The organism is Paenibacillus hebaui, assembly GCF_051934385.1.
Taxonomy (GTDB): Bacteria; Bacillota; Bacilli; order Paenibacillales; family Paenibacillaceae; genus Paenibacillus.
In genome coordinates, this window is sequence record NZ_CP196836.1 from 5,090,785 (window position 1) to 5,108,690 (window position 17,906).

Annotated in this window: 20 protein-coding genes; all 20 read right to left on the reverse strand. The window is 46.2% G+C overall.

The genetic code is table 11. The features are described from left to right. Positions 1-4: 4 nt before the first annotated feature. The 20 genes from ACR32F_RS23140 to ACR32F_RS23235 all read right to left on the reverse strand — a co-directional run bounded on the left by ACR32F_RS23140 (position 5) and on the right by ACR32F_RS23235 (position 17,826). Positions 5-472 carry a YaiI/YqxD family protein gene (locus ACR32F_RS23140; RefSeq protein ID WP_440111151.1) on the reverse strand — a complete coding sequence of 156 codons (468 nt, stop codon included), beginning with the start codon at positions 470-472 and terminating at the stop codon, positions 5-7. A 229-nt stretch (positions 473-701) separates the two neighbouring features. Next, a complete protein-coding gene (gene glyS, locus ACR32F_RS23145) occupies positions 702-2,777 on the reverse strand; it encodes a glycine--tRNA ligase subunit beta (RefSeq protein WP_440111153.1) in 2,076 nt (691 codons plus the stop codon). Then, positions 2,770-3,657, reverse strand: coding sequence for a glycine--tRNA ligase subunit alpha (glyQ, locus tag ACR32F_RS23150; RefSeq protein ID WP_145323243.1), 888 nt, complete (start codon positions 3,655-3,657; stop codon positions 2,770-2,772). The genes glyS and glyQ overlap by 8 nt, the downstream gene beginning before the upstream one ends. A gap of 414 nt (positions 3,658-4,071) precedes the next feature. Beyond that, on the reverse strand, positions 4,072-4,824 hold the full coding sequence (recO, locus tag ACR32F_RS23155) for a DNA repair protein RecO (RefSeq protein ID WP_440111155.1): 753 nt from the start codon (positions 4,822-4,824) through the stop codon (positions 4,072-4,074). Positions 4,825-4,857: 33 nt separating this feature from the next. Beyond that, positions 4,858-4,998, reverse strand: coding sequence for a YqzL family protein (locus ACR32F_RS23160; RefSeq protein ID WP_440111157.1), 141 nt, complete (start codon positions 4,996-4,998; stop codon positions 4,858-4,860). A gap of 100 nt (positions 4,999-5,098) precedes the next feature. Beyond that, positions 5,099-6,001 carry a GTPase Era gene (era, locus tag ACR32F_RS23165; RefSeq protein WP_440111159.1) on the reverse strand — a complete coding sequence of 301 codons (903 nt, stop codon included), beginning with the start codon at positions 5,999-6,001 and terminating at the stop codon, positions 5,099-5,101. Between the two features lie 42 nt (positions 6,002-6,043). Then, positions 6,044-6,454 (reverse strand): cytidine deaminase, encoded by a 411-nt coding sequence (locus tag ACR32F_RS23170; protein WP_440111161.1) that lies wholly within the window; start codon positions 6,452-6,454, stop codon positions 6,044-6,046. Between the two features lie 229 nt (positions 6,455-6,683). Beyond that, positions 6,684-7,067: a diacylglycerol kinase family protein gene (locus ACR32F_RS23175; RefSeq protein WP_440111163.1), complete on the reverse strand. Its 384-nt coding sequence runs from the start codon at positions 7,065-7,067 to the stop codon at positions 6,684-6,686. Continuing rightward, positions 7,067-7,564, reverse strand: coding sequence for an rRNA maturation RNase YbeY (ybeY, locus tag ACR32F_RS23180; protein WP_440111165.1), 498 nt, complete (start codon positions 7,562-7,564; stop codon positions 7,067-7,069). The genes ACR32F_RS23175 and ybeY overlap by 1 nt, the downstream gene beginning before the upstream one ends. Before the next feature lie 34 nt (positions 7,565-7,598). Then, positions 7,599-9,848 (reverse strand): HD family phosphohydrolase, encoded by a 2,250-nt coding sequence (locus tag ACR32F_RS23185; protein WP_440111167.1) that lies wholly within the window; start codon positions 9,846-9,848, stop codon positions 7,599-7,601. Positions 9,849-9,863: 15 nt separating this feature from the next. Further along, on the reverse strand, positions 9,864-10,835 hold the full coding sequence (locus tag ACR32F_RS23190; RefSeq protein WP_440111169.1) for a PhoH family protein: 972 nt from the start codon (positions 10,833-10,835) through the stop codon (positions 9,864-9,866). Between the two features lie 6 nt (positions 10,836-10,841). After that, complete coding sequence (gene yqfD / locus ACR32F_RS23195) at positions 10,842-12,035, reverse strand: sporulation protein YqfD (RefSeq protein ID WP_440111171.1); 1,194 nt, start codon at positions 12,033-12,035, stop codon at positions 10,842-10,844. Next, positions 12,032-12,325, reverse strand: a complete 294-nt coding sequence (gene yqfC / locus ACR32F_RS23200) for a sporulation protein YqfC (RefSeq protein ID WP_440111173.1) — start codon at positions 12,323-12,325, stop codon at positions 12,032-12,034. The genes yqfD and yqfC overlap by 4 nt, the downstream gene beginning before the upstream one ends. A gap of 177 nt (positions 12,326-12,502) precedes the next feature. After that, complete coding sequence (locus ACR32F_RS23205) at positions 12,503-13,111, reverse strand: hypothetical protein (RefSeq protein ID WP_440111175.1); 609 nt, start codon at positions 13,109-13,111, stop codon at positions 12,503-12,505. Between the two features lie 13 nt (positions 13,112-13,124). Further along, positions 13,125-14,132: a flotillin-like protein FloA gene (gene floA, locus ACR32F_RS23210; protein WP_440111176.1), complete on the reverse strand. Its 1,008-nt coding sequence runs from the start codon at positions 14,130-14,132 to the stop codon at positions 13,125-13,127. A 170-nt stretch (positions 14,133-14,302) separates the two neighbouring features. Next, a complete protein-coding gene (locus tag ACR32F_RS23215) occupies positions 14,303-15,628 on the reverse strand; it encodes an NfeD family protein (RefSeq protein WP_440119993.1) in 1,326 nt (441 codons plus the stop codon). Positions 15,629-15,985: 357 nt separating this feature from the next. Continuing rightward, positions 15,986-16,429 carry a GatB/YqeY domain-containing protein gene (locus ACR32F_RS23220; protein ID WP_440111178.1) on the reverse strand — a complete coding sequence of 148 codons (444 nt, stop codon included), beginning with the start codon at positions 16,427-16,429 and terminating at the stop codon, positions 15,986-15,988. Positions 16,430-16,444: 15 nt separating this feature from the next. After that, positions 16,445-16,618 (reverse strand): 30S ribosomal protein S21, encoded by a 174-nt coding sequence (gene rpsU / locus ACR32F_RS23225; RefSeq protein ID WP_028597065.1) that lies wholly within the window; start codon positions 16,616-16,618, stop codon positions 16,445-16,447. Positions 16,619-16,804: 186 nt separating this feature from the next. Further along, entirely contained in the window at positions 16,805-17,164 is a 360-nt protein-coding gene (locus tag ACR32F_RS23230) for a histidine triad nucleotide-binding protein (protein ID WP_090998086.1), read from the reverse strand. Positions 17,165-17,481: 317 nt separating this feature from the next. Further along, positions 17,482-17,826: a hypothetical protein gene (locus ACR32F_RS23235; RefSeq protein ID WP_440111181.1), complete on the reverse strand. Its 345-nt coding sequence runs from the start codon at positions 17,824-17,826 to the stop codon at positions 17,482-17,484. Positions 17,827-17,906 lie beyond the last annotated feature (80 nt).

Genomic DNA, 17,906 nt, shown 5'->3' on the forward strand with positions numbered 1-17,906 from the left:
AAACTTACACATTCTCCTGCAAATCTTTCAAAAGTTTTGTCAGTTTATGTTGAAAATTTTCCCGATCCTGCTCTGTGAAAGGCTTTGGGCCCTTTCCGTAATGGCCTCTTTTTCGTGCTTTAGCCGCAGTATGACGAGAATCCAGCATGAAATCAATGTCACGATCGTTAAATTCACGACCACGAAATGATAAAACATAACAACGTTTGCCGAGTGCGAGTGCCGCCAATCCATAATCTTGTGTAATGACCACATCATATGGCTTAATGTGATTGGCAATGTAAAGGTCTGCACTCTGATCACTTCGATCCACCTGAATGGTGCGCACTCCTTCTCCGCCCTGAAGCAAATGGTCAAATGAAGAGACCAGCAATACGGGCGTTTTAAAACGAAGTGCTGTTTCTGCAATCTCGGCCTTGACCGGGCAAGCATCACCATCTACAACAACATGGCGTACATTCAACTCACTCAAACCCAAACCACCCGGCTTCATAAAATAGCTGCATATTGTAATATACGACCCCAGCCAGGCAAAATCCTTCTGGCGGATCAAATGGAAATCAAAGGATAAAAACGGAACGGCTGTTAATAATACATTTCACAACCCGTTCCGTATATTTATACCCTCATATATCCTTCTTTAATACTGAATTTATGCTTTGCCCCGGATCTGTCCAACGTCACTCAACATACAGCCTTGACTACCAGACCAACTTGGAGAAATCAGCAAATGCTTTCAGATCACGGTCAATGGCTGCAAGCAGGGCCAGACGGTTCGCCCGAACAGCTTCGTCTTCAGCCATAACCATCACCGAATCGAAGAATACGGTAATGGCTTCTTTCCACGCAGATGCAATCGCCAGCGCTTCCGAAGCTGCGTGCTGTGACAATGCAAGACGATATTCTGCATTCGTTTTACTCCAAGACTCGTGTAGCTGTCGTTCTCCTTCTTCTGTGAATAACTCCGGATGTACCGAAGCATTGGATGCTTTGGCAGCCAGATTACCCACACGGTTAAAGGATTCGACTGTTGTTTTGAAGGCATCGCCAGTCTGAACAGCTGCCATCAATGCATCACCTTTTGGAACCACGGCGCTAATATCGTTAAATCCGGAAGAAATCACAGCATCTACCACGTCATAACGAACGGTTTCTGACAACAATTTCTTCACACGAAGACCGAAGAAGTCTTGCAAATCCTTACGTACCTCTTCATCTGAACGTTTCAGCAAGTTCATCTGGGCATGCACTTGAAGTGCAATGCCGAATACATCAGACAAGGCAAGTGGAAGATTGTGATCCAGCAAAATTTGTACAATACCTGCTGCCTGACGGCGCAGTGCGTAAGGATCCTGAGATCCTGTTGGAATGATGTTGATCGAGAAACAACCAACAATGGTATCCATCTTATCCGCAGCACTCACAATGGCACCGACGAGCGAAGCAGGAGAGGCATCCCCAGCGAAGCGTGGCTGGTAATGTTCAAAAACAGCTTTTGCCACTTCTTCTTTTTCACCAGCTTTACGGGCATAGTCTTCCCCCATAACACCTTGAAGTTCCGGGAATTCTCCCACCATAAGTGTAACCAAATCGAATTTGCAAATATCAGCAGATCGACTAACCGATTCAGCCACATTGGCAGATACTTGCAGTTTAGCAGCTAGACCATCCGCAATTTTGCGAATACGACGCACCTTATCTCCAACCGTACCCAGTTCTTCCTGGAAGACAATGCTCTCCAGCTTCGATAAGGAGTCCTTAATTTCCAGCTTCTGATCTTCTTCGTAGAAGAACTTGGCATCAGATAGACGTGCACGCAGTACTTTTTCGTTTCCTTTCGCGATGACATCAAGTGAATCGGCGCCACCGTTACGAACCGTTACGAAGTATGGCAATAATTGTCCCTCACTGTCAAGCACAGGGAAATAACGTTGATGTTCACGCATCGAAGTAATCAGAACCTCTTGAGGAATATTCAAAAAAGAAGAATCGAACGTTCCAAATAGCACCGTTGGTGTCTCAACCAGGAACAATACTTCCTCAAGCAGATCTTGCTTGATGGCAATATCCCATTTCTTCTCGGCAGCCAAAGCCTGAATCTGGGAGACAATCATCTGCTCACGTTCTTTGACATCAGCAATGACATGTTCAGCACGAAGCACTTCCACATAAGATGCGGGATTGGTAATAACCGTCTCTTTACCGAGGAAACGATGTCCACGTGTGACATTACCTGATTTCACCCCTGCAACTTCCAACTCAATAACATCACTGCCAAACAGCGCGACAATCCAGCGAATTGGACGCACGAATTTGAAATCATACGAAGCCCAGCGCATAAATTTCGGGAATGTCATCGCATGCAGTACAGCCAGCAAACCTTGACCAATCACAGCAGATGTTTCTACGCCCTTGCTACTCTTGGTTGCATAGATATATTCCACACCGCTCAGTTCCTTGAATGTGAACTGGTCCGGTTCAACACCTTGACTACGGGCAAACCCAAGTGCTGCTTTACTCCAGTTACCACTTTCGTCTTGTGCGATTTTACGGGATGGACCCTTTACTTCTTCCTCCACATCTTCCTGCTTCTCCGCAACACCCTGAATCAAAACAGCCAATCGGCGCGGCGTTGCATAGGCATTCACTTCACCATGAGCAATACGAGACGCATCCAACCATTTCACGATACGATCCTGCAGCTGTTCAATCGCTGCGCGCATAAAGCGTGCAGGCACCTCTTCCAGACCAATTTCAAATAACAGATCCTTAGACATGCTCGGCTCCCCCTTTCTTAATCAGCGGGAAGCCAAGCTTCTCACGCTCTTCCATATATGTCGCGGCCACTTGACGAGCCAGATTACGAACACGAGTTATGTAACCAGTACGTTCTGTTACACTAATGGCTCCACGAGCATCAAGCAGGTTGAAGGTGTGTGAACATTTCAATACATAGTCATAAGCCGGGAAAACAAGATGCTGTGCCATCGCTTTATTCGCTTCTTCTTCGTGCATGTTGAAGAGGGTGAACAACATCTTAACATCGGATACTTCAAACGTATATTTGGAGTGTTCGAATTCAGGCTGACGGAATACATCACCATACGTGATTCCTTCAACCCATTCCAGATCAAACACATTTTCTTTTTCCTGAATGTAGGAAGCAAGACGCTCCATACCATACGTAATTTCCACAGCTACCGGATTCGTCTCGATTCCGCCAACTTGTTGGAAATACGTAAATTGCGTAATTTCCATGCCGTCCAACCATACTTCCCATCCAAGACCTGCACAGCCCAAAGAAGGATTCTCCCAGTTATCTTCAACAAATCGAATATCATGTTTGAGCGGATCGATACCCAGACGTTTCAGACTTTCCAGGTAGATTTCCTGAATGTTATCTGGAGAAGGCTTAATGATGACCTGGAATTGATGATGCTGGTAGAGACGGTTCGGGTTCTCGCCATAACGTCCATCTGAAGGACGGCGGGAAGGCTCTACATAAGCTACTTTCCATGGCTCGGGTCCAAGCGAACGCAAAAAGGTCATCGGGTTCATCGTACCTGCCCCTTTTTCCGTGTCATAAGGCTGAACAATAATACAGTTATGCTCGGCCCAGAATTGTTGCAGCGTTAGAATCATCTGCTGAAAATTCATAATCATGCTCCTCTTCAGTGGTATATTTGCAAGCCTAGAACGGTGCATACAATAAAGAGCCCCCGCCCTACGCCTGATGTACAGACGTAGGGACGAGAGCTATTCCCGCGGTTCCACCCTACTTGGCTTAGATATGAACAGGAAACCCTATTCATTCAAGCCCACTTTTCCGTGTCCATTCATGCTCCCGAGTGCCGTTTCAAAGATTGATTTAGCCGGGCTTCCACCATCCCCAGTTCGCTCATTCATAATCATGATTGGTCAAGGTCTTGTGACCTCTTCTTCTCCTGAATGTAATAAATCATATCTCCTACTTTCTCGTTCAATGCATGTCTCTAAAAGAGAAATTATAGTTCATATTATATAAAAATAAGTACGAAGTCAAGAACTATTTTCCGTTTCACAACAAACGGCTCAAATCCCGTACTTTTCCATCTGATCGAGAAAAGAACGGGATTTGAGATTCAAGCCTAGCTGATGATCCATAAAGGCCCGCATGATTTTTTTAATCTCATCCCGCGTACCTTCACTTACCGATATATTTCCCAATCGTTGCAGATCCAGCTGTGTAAACAAACGCAATAACTTCAATGCCTTCGGACTCACGGACATCGCTGGAGGATCAAAGTGTTTACAAGCACGACAAAGGACTCCTCCGAGCCTTGGACTAATGAACAGTTGTTCATCCGGTCGCTCGTGACCACAAGAAATGCAATCATCAAGCTGCGGGCCATAACCAGCAGCCTGTAAAATTTTCATTTCGTACAGACTTGTAATGACAACAGGGTCTTTCTTCTCCTTCAATGCCTGAAGACAGGCCTTTAACTGCTTGTACCAAAATGTACCTGTCTCTTCATCCTGCAACACACGATCCAACAGTTCACAAGCATAAGATGCGTATGAGGCCTTGACCAGATCCTCTCGCAGTTCATGATAGGATTCAATGATCTCACCTGCGTTTAATGTTCCCAGTCCCGTATTTCGAAAATATACATATTGACCATACGTAAATGGCTGCACCAGTGCAGCATGTCGGCTTTTGGGCTTTTTGGCACCGCGAACGAGTACGCCTACTTTCCCGCCGCTTTCGGTGCAAAGCGTAATGATTTTGTTTCCCTCACCGTAGTCCATGCTGCGGATGACAATCCCTTCCACCCTGTATAGCATGCCTCGTCACCTAACCATTCCCGAATTAGCCAATTAACCCTCGGCTTCTTCATCTTCAATCACTTCCCTTGCAGTATCCGACTCCTGCCCTAACGAGCTACACGCCTCGGTATATAACAGGTAGGATTCCACATCCCCCGTCATCGCAAAAACCTTCCACGAAAAATCTCGCATCGGAATTTCATCCTCTCTTCGGAAATGACGTCTGCATCTACAAGATAGGATGGAGTCTTGCAAGGTAAACTATGTGTTGCAATTACTGGATACAACCCGATTATGAGTCGCGGCCAAAGCCAAGGTCACGCAGAACTCGATCCTGATTTCTCCAGTCTTTTTTCACTTTAACCCACAGATCCATGAAAATTTTGGAGCCGAGCAGGTTTTGAATGTCATGTCGAGCTCGTTTACCCACTTCTTTGAGGAGGGCACCCTGCTTCCCAATAATAATGCCTTTTTGCGAATCGCGCTCCACAAAAATAACGGCTGAGATATAAACGACACCGTTATCCTGTACTTTCATATCCTCAATCGTTACGGCAATGGAGTGTGGCACTTCTTCACGAGTCATCTGTAGGATCTTCTCACGGATCAACTCTGCACATACAAACTGCTCTGGATGGTCAGTAACCTGGTCTTCCGGATAGTACTGTGGACCTTCTGGCAAATACTTGCCGAGCTGCTCCAGCAATGTGCTGACATTACTACCGAGCTTGGCTGATACCGGAACGATCTCGGCAAAATTGTGCAGCTTGCGATATTCCTCAATGAGTGGCAGCAGAGCTTCCGGCTCAATTTTATCCATTTTGTTCATGACAAGAATGACAGGCGTACGGATATTTTTCAGCTGCTCAGCAATATAGCGATCTCCGCCACCCATACCTTCCGAAGCGTCTATCAGAAACAGCGCTGCCTCCACTTCTCCAAGCGTGTTCAAAGCGGTCTGGTTCATATAATCGCCAAGCTTGGACTGACGTTTGTGAATCCCTGGTGTGTCTAGAAAAACGATTTGTTGATGTTCCGATGTATACACACCATGAATTTTGTTACGGGTCGTTTGTGGCTTGTCCGACATAATGGCAATTTTCTGGCCAATGACCTGATTCATCAGTGTGGATTTACCTACGTTGGGACGTCCGATAATGGCTACAAAGCCCGATTTGTATGCTTGTTTTTTCATATGTTCCTCCTCAGGCGCCTAGGCCTGGAATGTATTATTTTATTATTTGGCAGAATTTAGATCAGATGGCCCAAAAGCACCTGGCAGCAGCTCAGCAACGGTGGTCTCACGCAGATCACCCTTCATGTTACCTAAAATAACTTTCATATCAGGTTCACACAGTTCAAACATGACCTGACGACACACCCCGCATGGTGATATTGGTTCATCTGTGTCGGCCACAATGGCAATCGCCTTGAAACTGCGAGGCTGTTGTCCACCTGCAATGGCACTGAACAATGCCGTACGTTCAGCACAGTTGCCTGGTGTATACGCAGCATTCTCAACGTTACAACCATGGTGCACATGTCCTTCACTGTCAAGCAGAGCCGCGCCTACACCAAAATGGGAATAAGGGATGTACGCTTTCGTACGTGCCTTAATTGCTTCTTGCATCAACAAACCATAATCCATAATTATACTCTCCTCTGAGGTGTATTATAAAGTTAACTAGTGCATTTACACTGGACACTCCGCTGCCAGAACAACCTTCCGAGCGCTGTTATCCCCAGATTTTTATGATTCACTTTTTCAAAGTGAAAATCCGGGGATAAAGGCGCACACTTCGTTTCTTCAGGTTTCTTCTGACCTCTCCGTTACGTGTTTGCATCAAGTAACTATACAATTGCGTGTAATATTAAAATCAAAAACAATATCCAAACAAACCCAGCCAGCTCAACACTGGCCTTATAAAAACAATACAACCGATAATGACAGCGAACACCGCAGCCAGCAAAACCGCTCCAGCTGCCGTGTCCTTCGCTGCTTTTGCCAGCGGATGTATATGCGGATGGGCCAGATCCACAGCAGCTTCCACTGCTGTATTCATCAACTCCGTGACAAGAACCAGAAAGACGGCCGTCAGAACAAACATCCAGTCTGTTCTTGAGATGCTGAAAAAAAATCCGGCTGCGCACATGAAGATGGCTACTCCTGTATGAACCCTCACATTTCTCTGAGTCCGCAACCCGTATGCGATTCCTTCCGCTGCATTGCGGAAAACCAGTCCCCAGGAGCGCCTTTTCATTATCGTGTCAACCCGGCCTGAGCCAATACAGCTTCCTGTTTGCCCATCATCTCTGCTTCACTCGTTTCATCCTGATGATCATATCCAAGCAAATGCAAGAACCCATGGACAAACAAGAACCCAAGCTCACGTTCAAATGAATGTCCATATTCTTCACTTTGAAGGATCGTCCGTGGAACGGAGATAATAATATCCCCTAGAACATCCGGCATTTCTTCCATCTCTTCATCCTCGTCCAGCTCGTAGATAATATCCAGTTCCTCGTCTACAGACTCGTTCATCGCAAAGGACAATACGTCTGTAGGACGGTCGATACCGCGATAATCACGGTTCAACTCGTGGATCTGTTCATCATCTACAAAAGTTAGGGCAACTTCCCCATCCGCAACGCCTTCTGCTTCTCCAGCAAGGTTCAGCAACTGCTCCAGCATTGCAATCATCGGTTCCGTAATTTCTTTATCCTGTTGTTCATTATTCCATGCCAGGTTAAGACTCATTCCATTCATACTCCTGTCTGCTCATATTAACGAATCAACCCGCTTCGGGCGAAGTTGGTTTCGGTTTCTTCATTTCCTCGGGGTATTCTATTCTGGAGTGGAATATGCCCATGACTGTTTCTTTAAGCGTCTTGGCTACAATGTCCAGTTCGCGCATCGTGAGATCACAGTCGTTGAATTGATGGTCATCCAAGCGCCCTTTAATAATTTTCTCGATCATGGACTCCACTTGCTCTACTGTAGGCTTGCGCAAGGAACGGACAGCGGCTTCAACACTATCAGCAATTCCAACAATAGCTGACTCTTTGGACTGAGCCTTTGGACCCGGATAACGGAAATCCTCTTCCGTAAAATCTGGTTCCACTCCTGCTTCCTCAGCCTGACGCAGCGCTTTGTGATAGAAATAATGGAGGAAGGTTGTTCCGTGATGCTGCTCGGCAATGTCTCGAATTGGCCTCGGCATCTTGTAGTCCTTCTGCATTTCCACACCATCCCGCGCGTGTGCAACAATAATGGATTTGCTTAACTTAGGATCGATTGAATCATGTGGATTCTCCATATTGTTCTGATTCTCAATAAAATAAATCGGTCTCTTGGTCTTGCCAATATCATGGTAATACGAACCTACACGACAGAGTAGACCATTCGCACCGATTGCCTCTGCCGCTGCTTCCGACAAGTTTCCTACCATCACACTGTGATGATACGTTCCCGGTGTCTCCGTTAGCAATTTGCGTAGGAGCGGGTGATTGGGATTGGACAGTTCCACCAGTTTCAATGCGGATAAAATCCCAAACGCAGTTTCAAAAAACGGCATGAGACCAATGACCAGTATGGCAGTCAGTATGCCTCCGGCAAATGCAAACCCAACTCCATACAGTGTTGTCGTTCGGTTCCAGTCCCCCGAGTCTATAAGTGCCAGCGTAAAGACGGCAATCGACCCGAACAGACAGACCATAATGGCACCTTTCAGAATCGTCGAACGCTGACTTGCCCGATGTGTAGCGAAGATCGCCACAAACGATACCAAAACTGCGAAAAAACCAAGCTCAAAATCAAAGATCTGACCCTGATGGGTATTTAAGATAATGCTCGACAACATGCCGATAATGATCGAACAGACAAAGGCAAGCGACGTATCCAGCAACAATGCAATTAACATTGCCCCTACTGCAACAGGCGCAAGGAAACCGACATACCATCTCTCATTGGTCTGAATGATTGCCGTCAATTGCATGACCACGATCGTAATAATGAATATGAGAACAAGCATCAGCAACTGTGCATTATTATATTTGAAGTGCGTTCCGCTGCATTGCTGAATATACATCAGAATTGCTGCCGTCAGCAGACAAGACAGCATGAGAAGTCCAAGCTGCGGCCAGTAGTTCACTTCGTTTTTTAATAAGTCATTCTCACCGAGAAGAGCGTACATCTCCGGGGTAATCATTTCACCTTTGGCAACCAGTGTATCCCCTTGGTTGATAAATACAGTCTGAGTGTTCTCACGTGCCTGCACCTTGGCTTCCTTCGTGCCCTCTTCGTCATAGAAGCGGTTAGATGTCACCACAAGACGAGCCAGCTCCTGCACCACCTCACGCTGTGTACGTTTGCTAAGGGAGCTAACACTCACCATTTCGGCCACTTTGGCACGCGCCGTTGAAGCATCGCTGATCTGATCTGTCATCAGCCTTGAGACGATATCCCGGGCAACCGACTTCATCTCCTGAATATTATCTGAAGTTAGACGAGAGATTTTGATGTACGTCTCATCCGGGATACGGTAGCTTTGCTCCTGTACCACATTTCGAATCTCTTCCAAGAGCGTTTCGGAGTATGTACTCGCTTTCCGGTTGTTGTTGATAAAATTGGACACAAAATCCTTCTGGCGTTGCGGAATTTCTGCGCGATAGATCTCAATTTTGTCCTGACTTGAAATCTGGTCATCCTGATTCAGGCGATCGACACGGTCAAGCAAAGTCGTCATCAAATTTTCATTCCGCATCTGCACAATCTGAAACATCGGCTGAACACGTTCAGCAGCTTCTTCCTGCGCCTTCAGTGTGGCCTTGTTATTCGGAATCTGCATGGGCGCAGCAATATCCACTTCACTCCGTGTGCCTTCCTGAATATCATACCGCTCAGGGAGCAGTTTGGAAGCAAGGCCCACGTAGAAGAGAATCACCATAAACAAAAACAGAAGATAGCGTGCCCACACGCTATACTTCCATCCTGTAGCTCTATTCTGAAAAGATTTGCCTTTTGACAGTTCCTTCGAGGTCATCGAGACAATCCCTTTCTATGCTTGATTTTCTGCGGCGTGGTTATAGGCAACGATAATTTTCTGGACAAGGGAATGCCGTACAACATCTTCCTCGGCAAAATAAACAAATCCAATCTCGTTAACTTCACCCAGTATCGTATTTGCTTCCACAAGCCCGGACTTTTTGCCGCGCGGCAAATCAATTTGCGTCACGTCTCCGGTAATGACCATTTTAGAACCAAAACCAAGACGGGTCAGAAACATCTTCATCTGTTCCGGAGTTGTATTCTGGGCTTCATCCAAAATGATGAACGAATCGTCCAGTGTACGTCCACGCATATAGGCAAGTGGCGCAATTTCGATTAAACCACGCTCCAAAGCCTTGGCCGTCTGTTCCTGTCCCATAACGTCATACAGGGCATCGTACAGTGGCCGCAAATAAGGATCTACCTTCTCCTGAAGATCACCGGGCAAGAACCCAAGACTCTCTCCTGCTTCAACGGCAGGTCTTGTGAGCACGATTTTTTTGACGCTGCCTTCCTTGAGTGCAGCAACAGCCAATACAACAGCAAGATAGGTTTTACCGGTACCCGCAGGGCCAATACCAAATACAATATCACGTTTTTTAATTGTAGTTACATAGTGCTTCTGTCCAATGGTTTTAACACGAATCGGTTTGCCGCGGTATGTCGTGGTGATCTCGCCCTTGAACAGATCCAGGAGCTGATCTGCACGCAATTCCTTGGCAAGTTCAATGGCATACTTGACATCCCTTTCGGTTAACACATATCCATTGCGTATCAATTGCAGTAACACATCAAATAATTGTTCAAGCGATTCCACATGCTGTGCATTGCCAAAAATCACAATCTCCGCTTCACGGGAGGCAATCTGGGCGGGAATCTCGGATTCAATCAATTTCAGAAAAGTATCTTGGGGTCCAAAAAGAGATTGACCCTCTCCCGCACTCTGGAGGGAGATTTGTATGCTGCGTGTTTGCTCTGACAAATATCCTCATTCTCCTTGACTATGGACTAGCGGAAGTTCTTCCGCAATGCTTTCTTCGACTTCAAATAATACTTTCATATAAACTTTACCATTCTCTTTCTTCTCATGCAAAATTTTTTCACTTATAATTTTTGTTCCTTTGCCGTTTTTGGCGATAATATCGTTTCTTGCGCCTTCCAATCCTCTCATTTTGGCCCAATCTATCGTCTGTTGCTCCTCATGTTCACGGGTCTCCATATCTTTCTCTGTCAACCAGCCCATCGGGAGCGTAAAGGAACGCCAGGTCAGTGGCTTGTGATTGCTCTCGGTATCAAACGAACTGAAAGGTGTATTTCCGTATCCCCAGAGCTGTATGGCCCATTTACCCAATACAATGTAAAAACGCTCCTTGCTCTCTCCTGTCATCGTGCTATGTTTCTGCACAAGGGGTACTTCCACCTGATATTCACGCCACACGAGACCTCGCACTTCACCTTTGGCCACGATTGTCTTTGTGTTCTCTTCATCCCCCAGAATACCTGAAATCAATACCTGCCCCTTCTTGACACGCATGTCCTTCTGAACAACAGGACGCCCCTGTTCCGCATAAATTTGAGTGATCACAGCATCCGATTTACTGACCAGATGTCTGGGGTTCAGCAGCGGTTCACGCTTGGGCTGTGCCGACTCCACGACCTGAATGGTGATGGTTGTCCCCTCTTTACTCACCCCAATCCACGTAGCGTCCGGCAAAGCCAATGCGAGCTGTCTGGAGAGCTTGTCCTGGCTCTGGAGCCGAAATCCCCATTGGAAGGGATAAATGCCCTCCTTCTTGGCTGCTGCAAGCACCTCGTCAGTCGGAAGGGTCACATTACCTTTAACCTCAACATTCCAAACCATCGATGACAATGCAAACAATGCGGCCACAAAAAACAACATGCCCCCCAGAAAGAACTTCCTTCTTAGTAATCGGGCTGCAAAAAAAGGAAAACCACTCCGATGTGTCACTTTCACCCGGCAGCCTGTCCGTTTCAGCAAAGGACGCAGCCTGAAAAAATGCGGCAGCAGAATGTTCATCTCTGCCTGGCGTCCATCGTGGGCACGCAGGTTCCATACTTCCAGTCCCTGCTCAGCCACCATGTTGATCAACGCTTCAATATTCCCCCCAGTGACCGTGATTCGGACTGCTCCGCGCAGTTTGTACAGACTGGGCTGCTTCATCCGTTCCCCTCCACTCCATTCATGTGAATATCCAAAATCGTTCCTTCAACAGCCACTTCATCCGGCAAAATGTTACGTATCACCAGACCAACCCCTTTTATTTCCAACTGTCCTTGTGACAATGCGAGAACGATGCGATCCGGTGTGAAATGGATGACACCACGATGATTCTCTATATACAATTGCTTACTGCCAATCAGGGTTAACCGTGGCATATCATAAAGCACATCCTGCGGCAGATCCAAGACTTCACTGGTCCATCTGCGCAGCTTGCGGCTGATCCGGGTCATTCGAAGGTCTTCCCCCTTCCTCTACAGTTCAACTTATGCGCAGATTCATGAATTTATGAAAATTCCGGGGCGTGTTAGCTACGAATGTTGATAAAAAAGTAAGAAACACAAAAAAGCCGTCTCCGGCGACTTTTGCTCACCAGAGACGGCTCTATTCCCGTCCAATTACTCAGCTTGTTACAGTTTCCCTCTTGTACCAAACGGTTGCTTGGACCGGGGGGAACCCAGCACTTCTGCCCATAATACACCTGTACGAATATCTTCAGGTCGAAGTGGAGACACTTCCGGTTCACCTGTGCCGGGTATATCCCAACTGGAATCAGACACAACAGGTTTATTCGCAGAAGAGAAGCGATTTAACCTCTGTTGAATCAAACGCTCCTGTCGTTCCACTTCTTTCATTTGTTGCTCAAGCGAGCTTGTGCGAGAAGACTCAGCAGGCTCCGAATACGGTTGATCATAACGATCATCATGCTGTTCACTTTCATAACGTTTTTCATCATACGGGTTCTCATACCGGTCTTCATCATACGGATTCTCATACGGTTCATCGTAACGAGTTCCACCTGCAGTCTCGGTGGGGGCAGGTTGCTGCCTTGAGGTCTGCGCTGGTGAACGATCGGACCGGTCTGAATCACCACTGCCTCCGAAGGTTGGCATCCCGTTGCCAGGGCGCTTTTTGTTCGGATCAGCCGATTTGGCCGCCTTCCCCAAAAAGGAGAAGAGCATAAAGCCGATAACGGCTACAATATACAGATTATCAAAAATCCATTCAAATAGGCCCATATGCACTCACCGCCTATCTTCCGTTTTTGGAATCACCCTGATCGTTGGAACTCGAACCTTCAACAGGTTTTCCCAGTGTATTACGCATTTGAGTATCCGCTTCAATATTTTTCAGGTTCATGTAATCCATAACACCGATCTTACCACTACGTAAAGCCTCTGCCATTGCAAGTGGTACTGCTGATTCTGCCTCAACAACACGCGCTCTCATTTCCACAACGCGCGCTTTCATCTCTTGTTCCTGGGCTACAGCCATCGCACGACGCTCTTCTGCTTTCGCCTGAGCAATTCGCTTGTCAGCTTCTGCCTGCTCGGTTTGCAGGAATGCACCAATATTTTTACCGATATCCACGTCCGCAATATCAATGGACAGGATCTCAAAGGCAGTTCCAGAATCCAGTCCTTTGGACAAGACTGTACGAGAGATCAGATCCGGATTTTCCAACACCACTTTATGCGTTTCTGCTGAACCGTTGGTACTTACGATCCCTTCACCGACACGGGCAATGATCGTCTCTTCACCAGCACCACCGACAAGTCGATCGATATTCGCACGAACTGTAATTCTTGCTCGAACATTGACTTCAATACCATCTTTTGCCACCGCAGATACAACTGGCGTTTCGATAACACGCGGGTTAACACTCATTTGAACCGCCTGCAATACGTCACGACCAGCAAGGTCAATCGCAGCAGCACGTTCAAATTCGAGTGGAATGTTTGCACGCTGGGCAGCAATCAGAGCGTTAACCACACGGTCAACGTTACCACCGGCCAGGAAGTGACTTTCCAGTTGATTCATCGTCAATTGAATACCTGCTTTGGTTGCTTTAATCATAGGATTTACGATTCGGCTAGGTGTAACACGTCTGAGTCTCATCGCGACCAGTGTAATAATACTAACACGCACACCGGATGCAATTGCCGAGATCCAGAGCATGACGGGGAAAAAGCTGAAGAATACGCTCAATACGATAATCGCCAGTACCGCAATGAGCAAAATTGTAATCGTTGGGTCCATAGTTAAAATTCCTCCATTGTTGTTTGATTTTTATAATTGAAATTATGATGGCCTTTATGCAAAACCATCGTTGTTGCTGAATCAAAATCAGTCCCTCACTCTTCATAAAGCACTGCAGAGTGAGTTATGTATTTTGCCGAAGCCCTAGAACTCCGGCAAATAACGGGCGGTTAAACAGGCAAGGTCTGCTGAACGACAATCCGGGTTCCCTCCGCCTTGATGACAATAATTGGGGTATCCACGGGGATGAAATCTCCATCCGACACTACATCGATCCGCTCTCCGTTGAACATCGCTGTTCCAGAAGGACGAAGTGGGGTTAGACTGATTCCTTGCATGCCAATAAGCTCTTTGCGTTCTGTTGCGGATGAATATCCTTGATCAGCAGATAACTTATCGCTCAATATGAACCTGTTCCATATCCCCCTGTCTTTAAACACAAAGGCAATAATGGCGACAACCACCAGAGCTGCTCCAAAGGCTATACCAAGAGATACAAACGCATCACTGGTGTCATAAGCTGCTCGAACAACACCGGCGACAAGCGCAATTGACCCTAGTATCCCCAATATACCCATACTTGGGATAAACATCTCCAGTATCATCATAATGAGTCCGACCGTAAATAATACCCATGTCTCCGCTCCGGCAAATCCAGCAATATAGTTGCCTGAGAAATACAGTACAAAACAGACAATACCAACAATACCGGGCACTCCGAATCCAGGTACAATCAATTCAATGATCACACCGGCTATTCCGAGGAACAGCAATATCGTCATGACGACAGGATTGGTGAGAAACGTAGATATGTTCTCTGCTGCCGTTCGTTCTACCTTAAATACATCATCCTGGCTGTAGCCAAGCCAAGCTGCTGCTTCTTCCGGCGTATTGCTGATGTGGTCCGCATAACCGACTTTCAGCGCTTCCTCGGCCGAGAGAGCAATAATCTCACCTTTTTGCTTGGTTTTATTGATCTCTGGCATCTCCACGACCATGTTGACATCCGTCATTCCGGCAGCAATCTTGCCATCGCGACCACTTTTTTCTGCCGCTCCCTGCATTTTACTTTTCCAGAATGCGACAAGCTTCGGATCATCAACATGTTTACCTGTGCTGTCAACCATCGCTGCCGCACCGATCATGCTACCTGGCGACATGACGATCTTATCTGCATTCAGTGCCAGAAAACTTCCAGCTGAAGCAGCATCTCCGCGAACAAAGGCAACGGTCTGAATAGGACTTTCCTTAATCAAGGTGCCTAGTTCTTCTGCAGTGTCGACACGGCCTCCCGGCGTATTGATATCGAGAACGATCAGGCCTGCATCCATCTCTTCTGCTTCCTTAAACCCACGTTCCATGAACTTGCCAAGTCCCTGCTCGATTGGTTTATCGACCGGAATGATATATACGGCGCCGCTCTTATTCTCAGCTGCATGCGCTGACGGCGATCCAATCCAGACAGGAAGCAGCAGCGTCAGCAGCATCATGAGCATCAATGGCCCCGTAAGCTTCTTCCGGCGCTTTCCCTTCACAAATAGTCCCCCCTTTTCCAATACTGTTATACTGTCCAGCTTATGGTATTTATTACGTGCAATGCAACATTTCGTTTCAAAATCTTAAAATTATATTTGAAAGCGGGAGCAATTGCAAGATTTAAAATCCATAATAATATATATTAACCATTTAAAAGCAAAGTTTGTGAACTTACATGAACACTTCTACCCACTATTGAATAGTGACTCATGAGTACTTTACAAAAAAACTTCGATCAAAAACGGTGCACAGTATATAAAGAACGTAAAATGGAAAAAACACCCCCTGACAAGTCAGGAGGTGTTTATTGATTTGCTTTATTGCAGAAATTGTTGAACTGTTTGATTTACCAGTTTGCCGTCCGCTTTGCCTTTGACTTTCGGCATAAGGGCCGCCATGACTTTCCCCATCTCGGCTTTCGAAGAAGCACCGGTTTCCTGGATGGTCTGCTGTACAATAACTTTAATTTCTTCTTCGGTAAGCTGTGCGGGAAGGTACTGACTGAGTATATCAATTTCCGCTTTTGCATTTGCCGCGAGGTCTTCACGGCCCGCTTTGTCAAATTCTTGGAGGGCATCTTTGCGCTGTTTGATTTCACGACTCAGGATATCAAGCACTTCGTTGTCATCCAAAGCTCTTTTCAAATCTATTTCAAGATTCTTGATCGTCGAACGAATCAACCGAATGTTGGAGAGTCTGAACTTGTCCTTACTCTTCATCGCTTGCTTCATATCTTCGTTCAATCGTTCGCTAAGATTCATGTAGTTAAAATCCTCCTAAAACTTTCTCTTACGAGCAGCCTCGGACTTTTTCTTGCGCTTTACGCTTGGCTTCTCATAATGCTTACGTTTCTTCACCTCAGCCAATACGCCATCTTTAGCGATGGTACGTTTAAAGCGACGAAGTGCAGCATCAATAGTCTCGTTTTTGCGAACTTTAGTTTCAGACACCAGTTTTCCCTCCCTCCGACCAGACCGTCCAAGAGCAATAACACGGTTCATCATCTTTCATTATAGGCGAAAGGTAATAAAGGTGTCAACCTCAACGTAATGATCATTTAATTTATGCGAGCTTTAGCCACATATTCATGATTTTAATATATATGAATAAGTCCTGAATATCAGCACATTGCTCGATTATTTGTGAGAATCAGACAGACTTGTCAACACGCCGAGTCTGGTACCACCAAGCAAATGATAGTGCAGATGATGTACGGTTTGTTCGCCATCTTTACCACAGTTATTAATCAACCGATAACCTGTTTCCTCCACACCAAGACGCTTGGCCGCTTCCTGCGCAGCCAAATGAATCTCACCGATCAGAGGCAGGTCTTCTGTAGTAACTTCATTCATGGAAGCAATATGTTTCTTCGGAATGACAAGAACATGTGTTGGTGCAGCGGGCTGGATGTCATGAAAGACAATAACATGGTCATTCTCTAGGACTTTGTTGGAGGGAATGCTGCCCTCTACAATTTTGCAAAATAAGCAATCCATTGTTCATACCCTCCTTTGAATTAAGACTGTATGTATTCCCTTTATATCATACTAGAAGTGAAAACGCACGTCCAATCCTAGGTGAAGCTTATCCAGTCATATGGCATTGAAATAAACACCATTTGAGCGATATTACAGATTGAACAAGACTTTATGAACGAAAATAAAGCTGTCGATTCAAACGAATCATGCCTTGCAGAAGCTTGCTTCTGAACAGGCATGATTCGTTTTGAATTTCAGCATTTTGCTAACGTAGAAGGCGCTTATGTGCTGTATGAGTAATACGCTTAGGAATAGATAACCTCACACTTCTCGTTTCAATAGTACGGCAACAAGGTTAACGCAGTAAGCGCAAATAACGGGAGCACCAACCGATTAAAGCGTCTACGGCCGTATCCATAATAAGGATAGGGAGAAGGGTACCCGTATCCCGGATAAAATCCGCGAGTATGCGCTAAAGGATAGTTGGCTCCCGGCATTGCATTTGGACCCATATTTGCATGATGTACCATGGCTTCAGGTCCAACGGGAACCGCCAGATAAATCATGTCGTCATCCACGTTCTCCATGATACCATCATAATGCGTACCGTCATTCATCTGAACACACACATAGCGATGTATGTGTTCCTTACATAGTTTCTTTGCTTCCACCTTTTCCACTTCGCAACGCCTCCCTGAATCTGCTCTTGATCACCTTTTCATGGTATTCAGATCTGGGCGAATTGACACTGTGAAAAAAG

What these genes read in the sequence shown, in the direction of transcription:
- glyS (WP_440111153.1), bottom strand. Translation starts at nt 2,777, where the DNA reads ATGTCTAAGGATCTGTTATTTGAAATTGGTCTGGAAGAGGTGCCTGCA.
- glyQ (WP_145323243.1), bottom strand. Translation starts at nt 3,657, where the DNA reads ATGAATTTTCAGCAGATGATTCTAACGCTGCAACAATTCTGGGCCGAG.
- recO (WP_440111155.1), bottom strand. Translation starts at nt 4,824, where the DNA reads ATGCTATACAGGGTGGAAGGGATTGTCATCCGCAGCATGGACTACGGT.
- ACR32F_RS23160 (WP_440111157.1), bottom strand. Translation starts at nt 4,998, where the DNA reads ATGCGAGATTTTTCGTGGAAGGTTTTTGCGATGACGGGGGATGTGGAA.
- era (WP_440111159.1), bottom strand. Translation starts at nt 6,001, where the DNA reads ATGAAAAAACAAGCATACAAATCGGGCTTTGTAGCCATTATCGGACGT.
- ACR32F_RS23170 (WP_440111161.1), bottom strand. Translation starts at nt 6,454, where the DNA reads ATGGATTATGGTTTGTTGATGCAAGAAGCAATTAAGGCACGTACGAAA.
- ACR32F_RS23175 (WP_440111163.1), bottom strand. Translation starts at nt 7,067, where the DNA reads ATGAAAAGGCGCTCCTGGGGACTGGTTTTCCGCAATGCAGCGGAAGGA.
- ybeY (WP_440111165.1), bottom strand. Translation starts at nt 7,564, where the DNA reads ATGAGTCTTAACCTGGCATGGAATAATGAACAACAGGATAAAGAAATT.
- ACR32F_RS23185 (WP_440111167.1), bottom strand. Translation starts at nt 9,848, where the DNA reads ATGACCTCGAAGGAACTGTCAAAAGGCAAATCTTTTCAGAATAGAGCT.
- yqfD (WP_440111171.1), bottom strand. Translation starts at nt 12,035, where the DNA reads ATGAAGCAGCCCAGTCTGTACAAACTGCGCGGAGCAGTCCGAATCACG.
- yqfC (WP_440111173.1), bottom strand. Translation starts at nt 12,325, where the DNA reads ATGACCCGGATCAGCCGCAAGCTGCGCAGATGGACCAGTGAAGTCTTG.
- ACR32F_RS23205 (WP_440111175.1), bottom strand. Translation starts at nt 13,111, where the DNA reads ATGGGCCTATTTGAATGGATTTTTGATAATCTGTATATTGTAGCCGTT.
- floA (WP_440111176.1), bottom strand. Translation starts at nt 14,132, where the DNA reads ATGGACCCAACGATTACAATTTTGCTCATTGCGGTACTGGCGATTATC.
- ACR32F_RS23215 (WP_440119993.1), bottom strand. Translation starts at nt 15,628, where the DNA reads ATGCTCATGATGCTGCTGACGCTGCTGCTTCCTGTCTGGATTGGATCG.
- ACR32F_RS23220 (WP_440111178.1), bottom strand. Translation starts at nt 16,429, where the DNA reads ATGAATCTTAGCGAACGATTGAACGAAGATATGAAGCAAGCGATGAAG.
- ACR32F_RS23230 (WP_090998086.1), bottom strand. Translation starts at nt 17,164, where the DNA reads ATGGATTGCTTATTTTGCAAAATTGTAGAGGGCAGCATTCCCTCCAAC.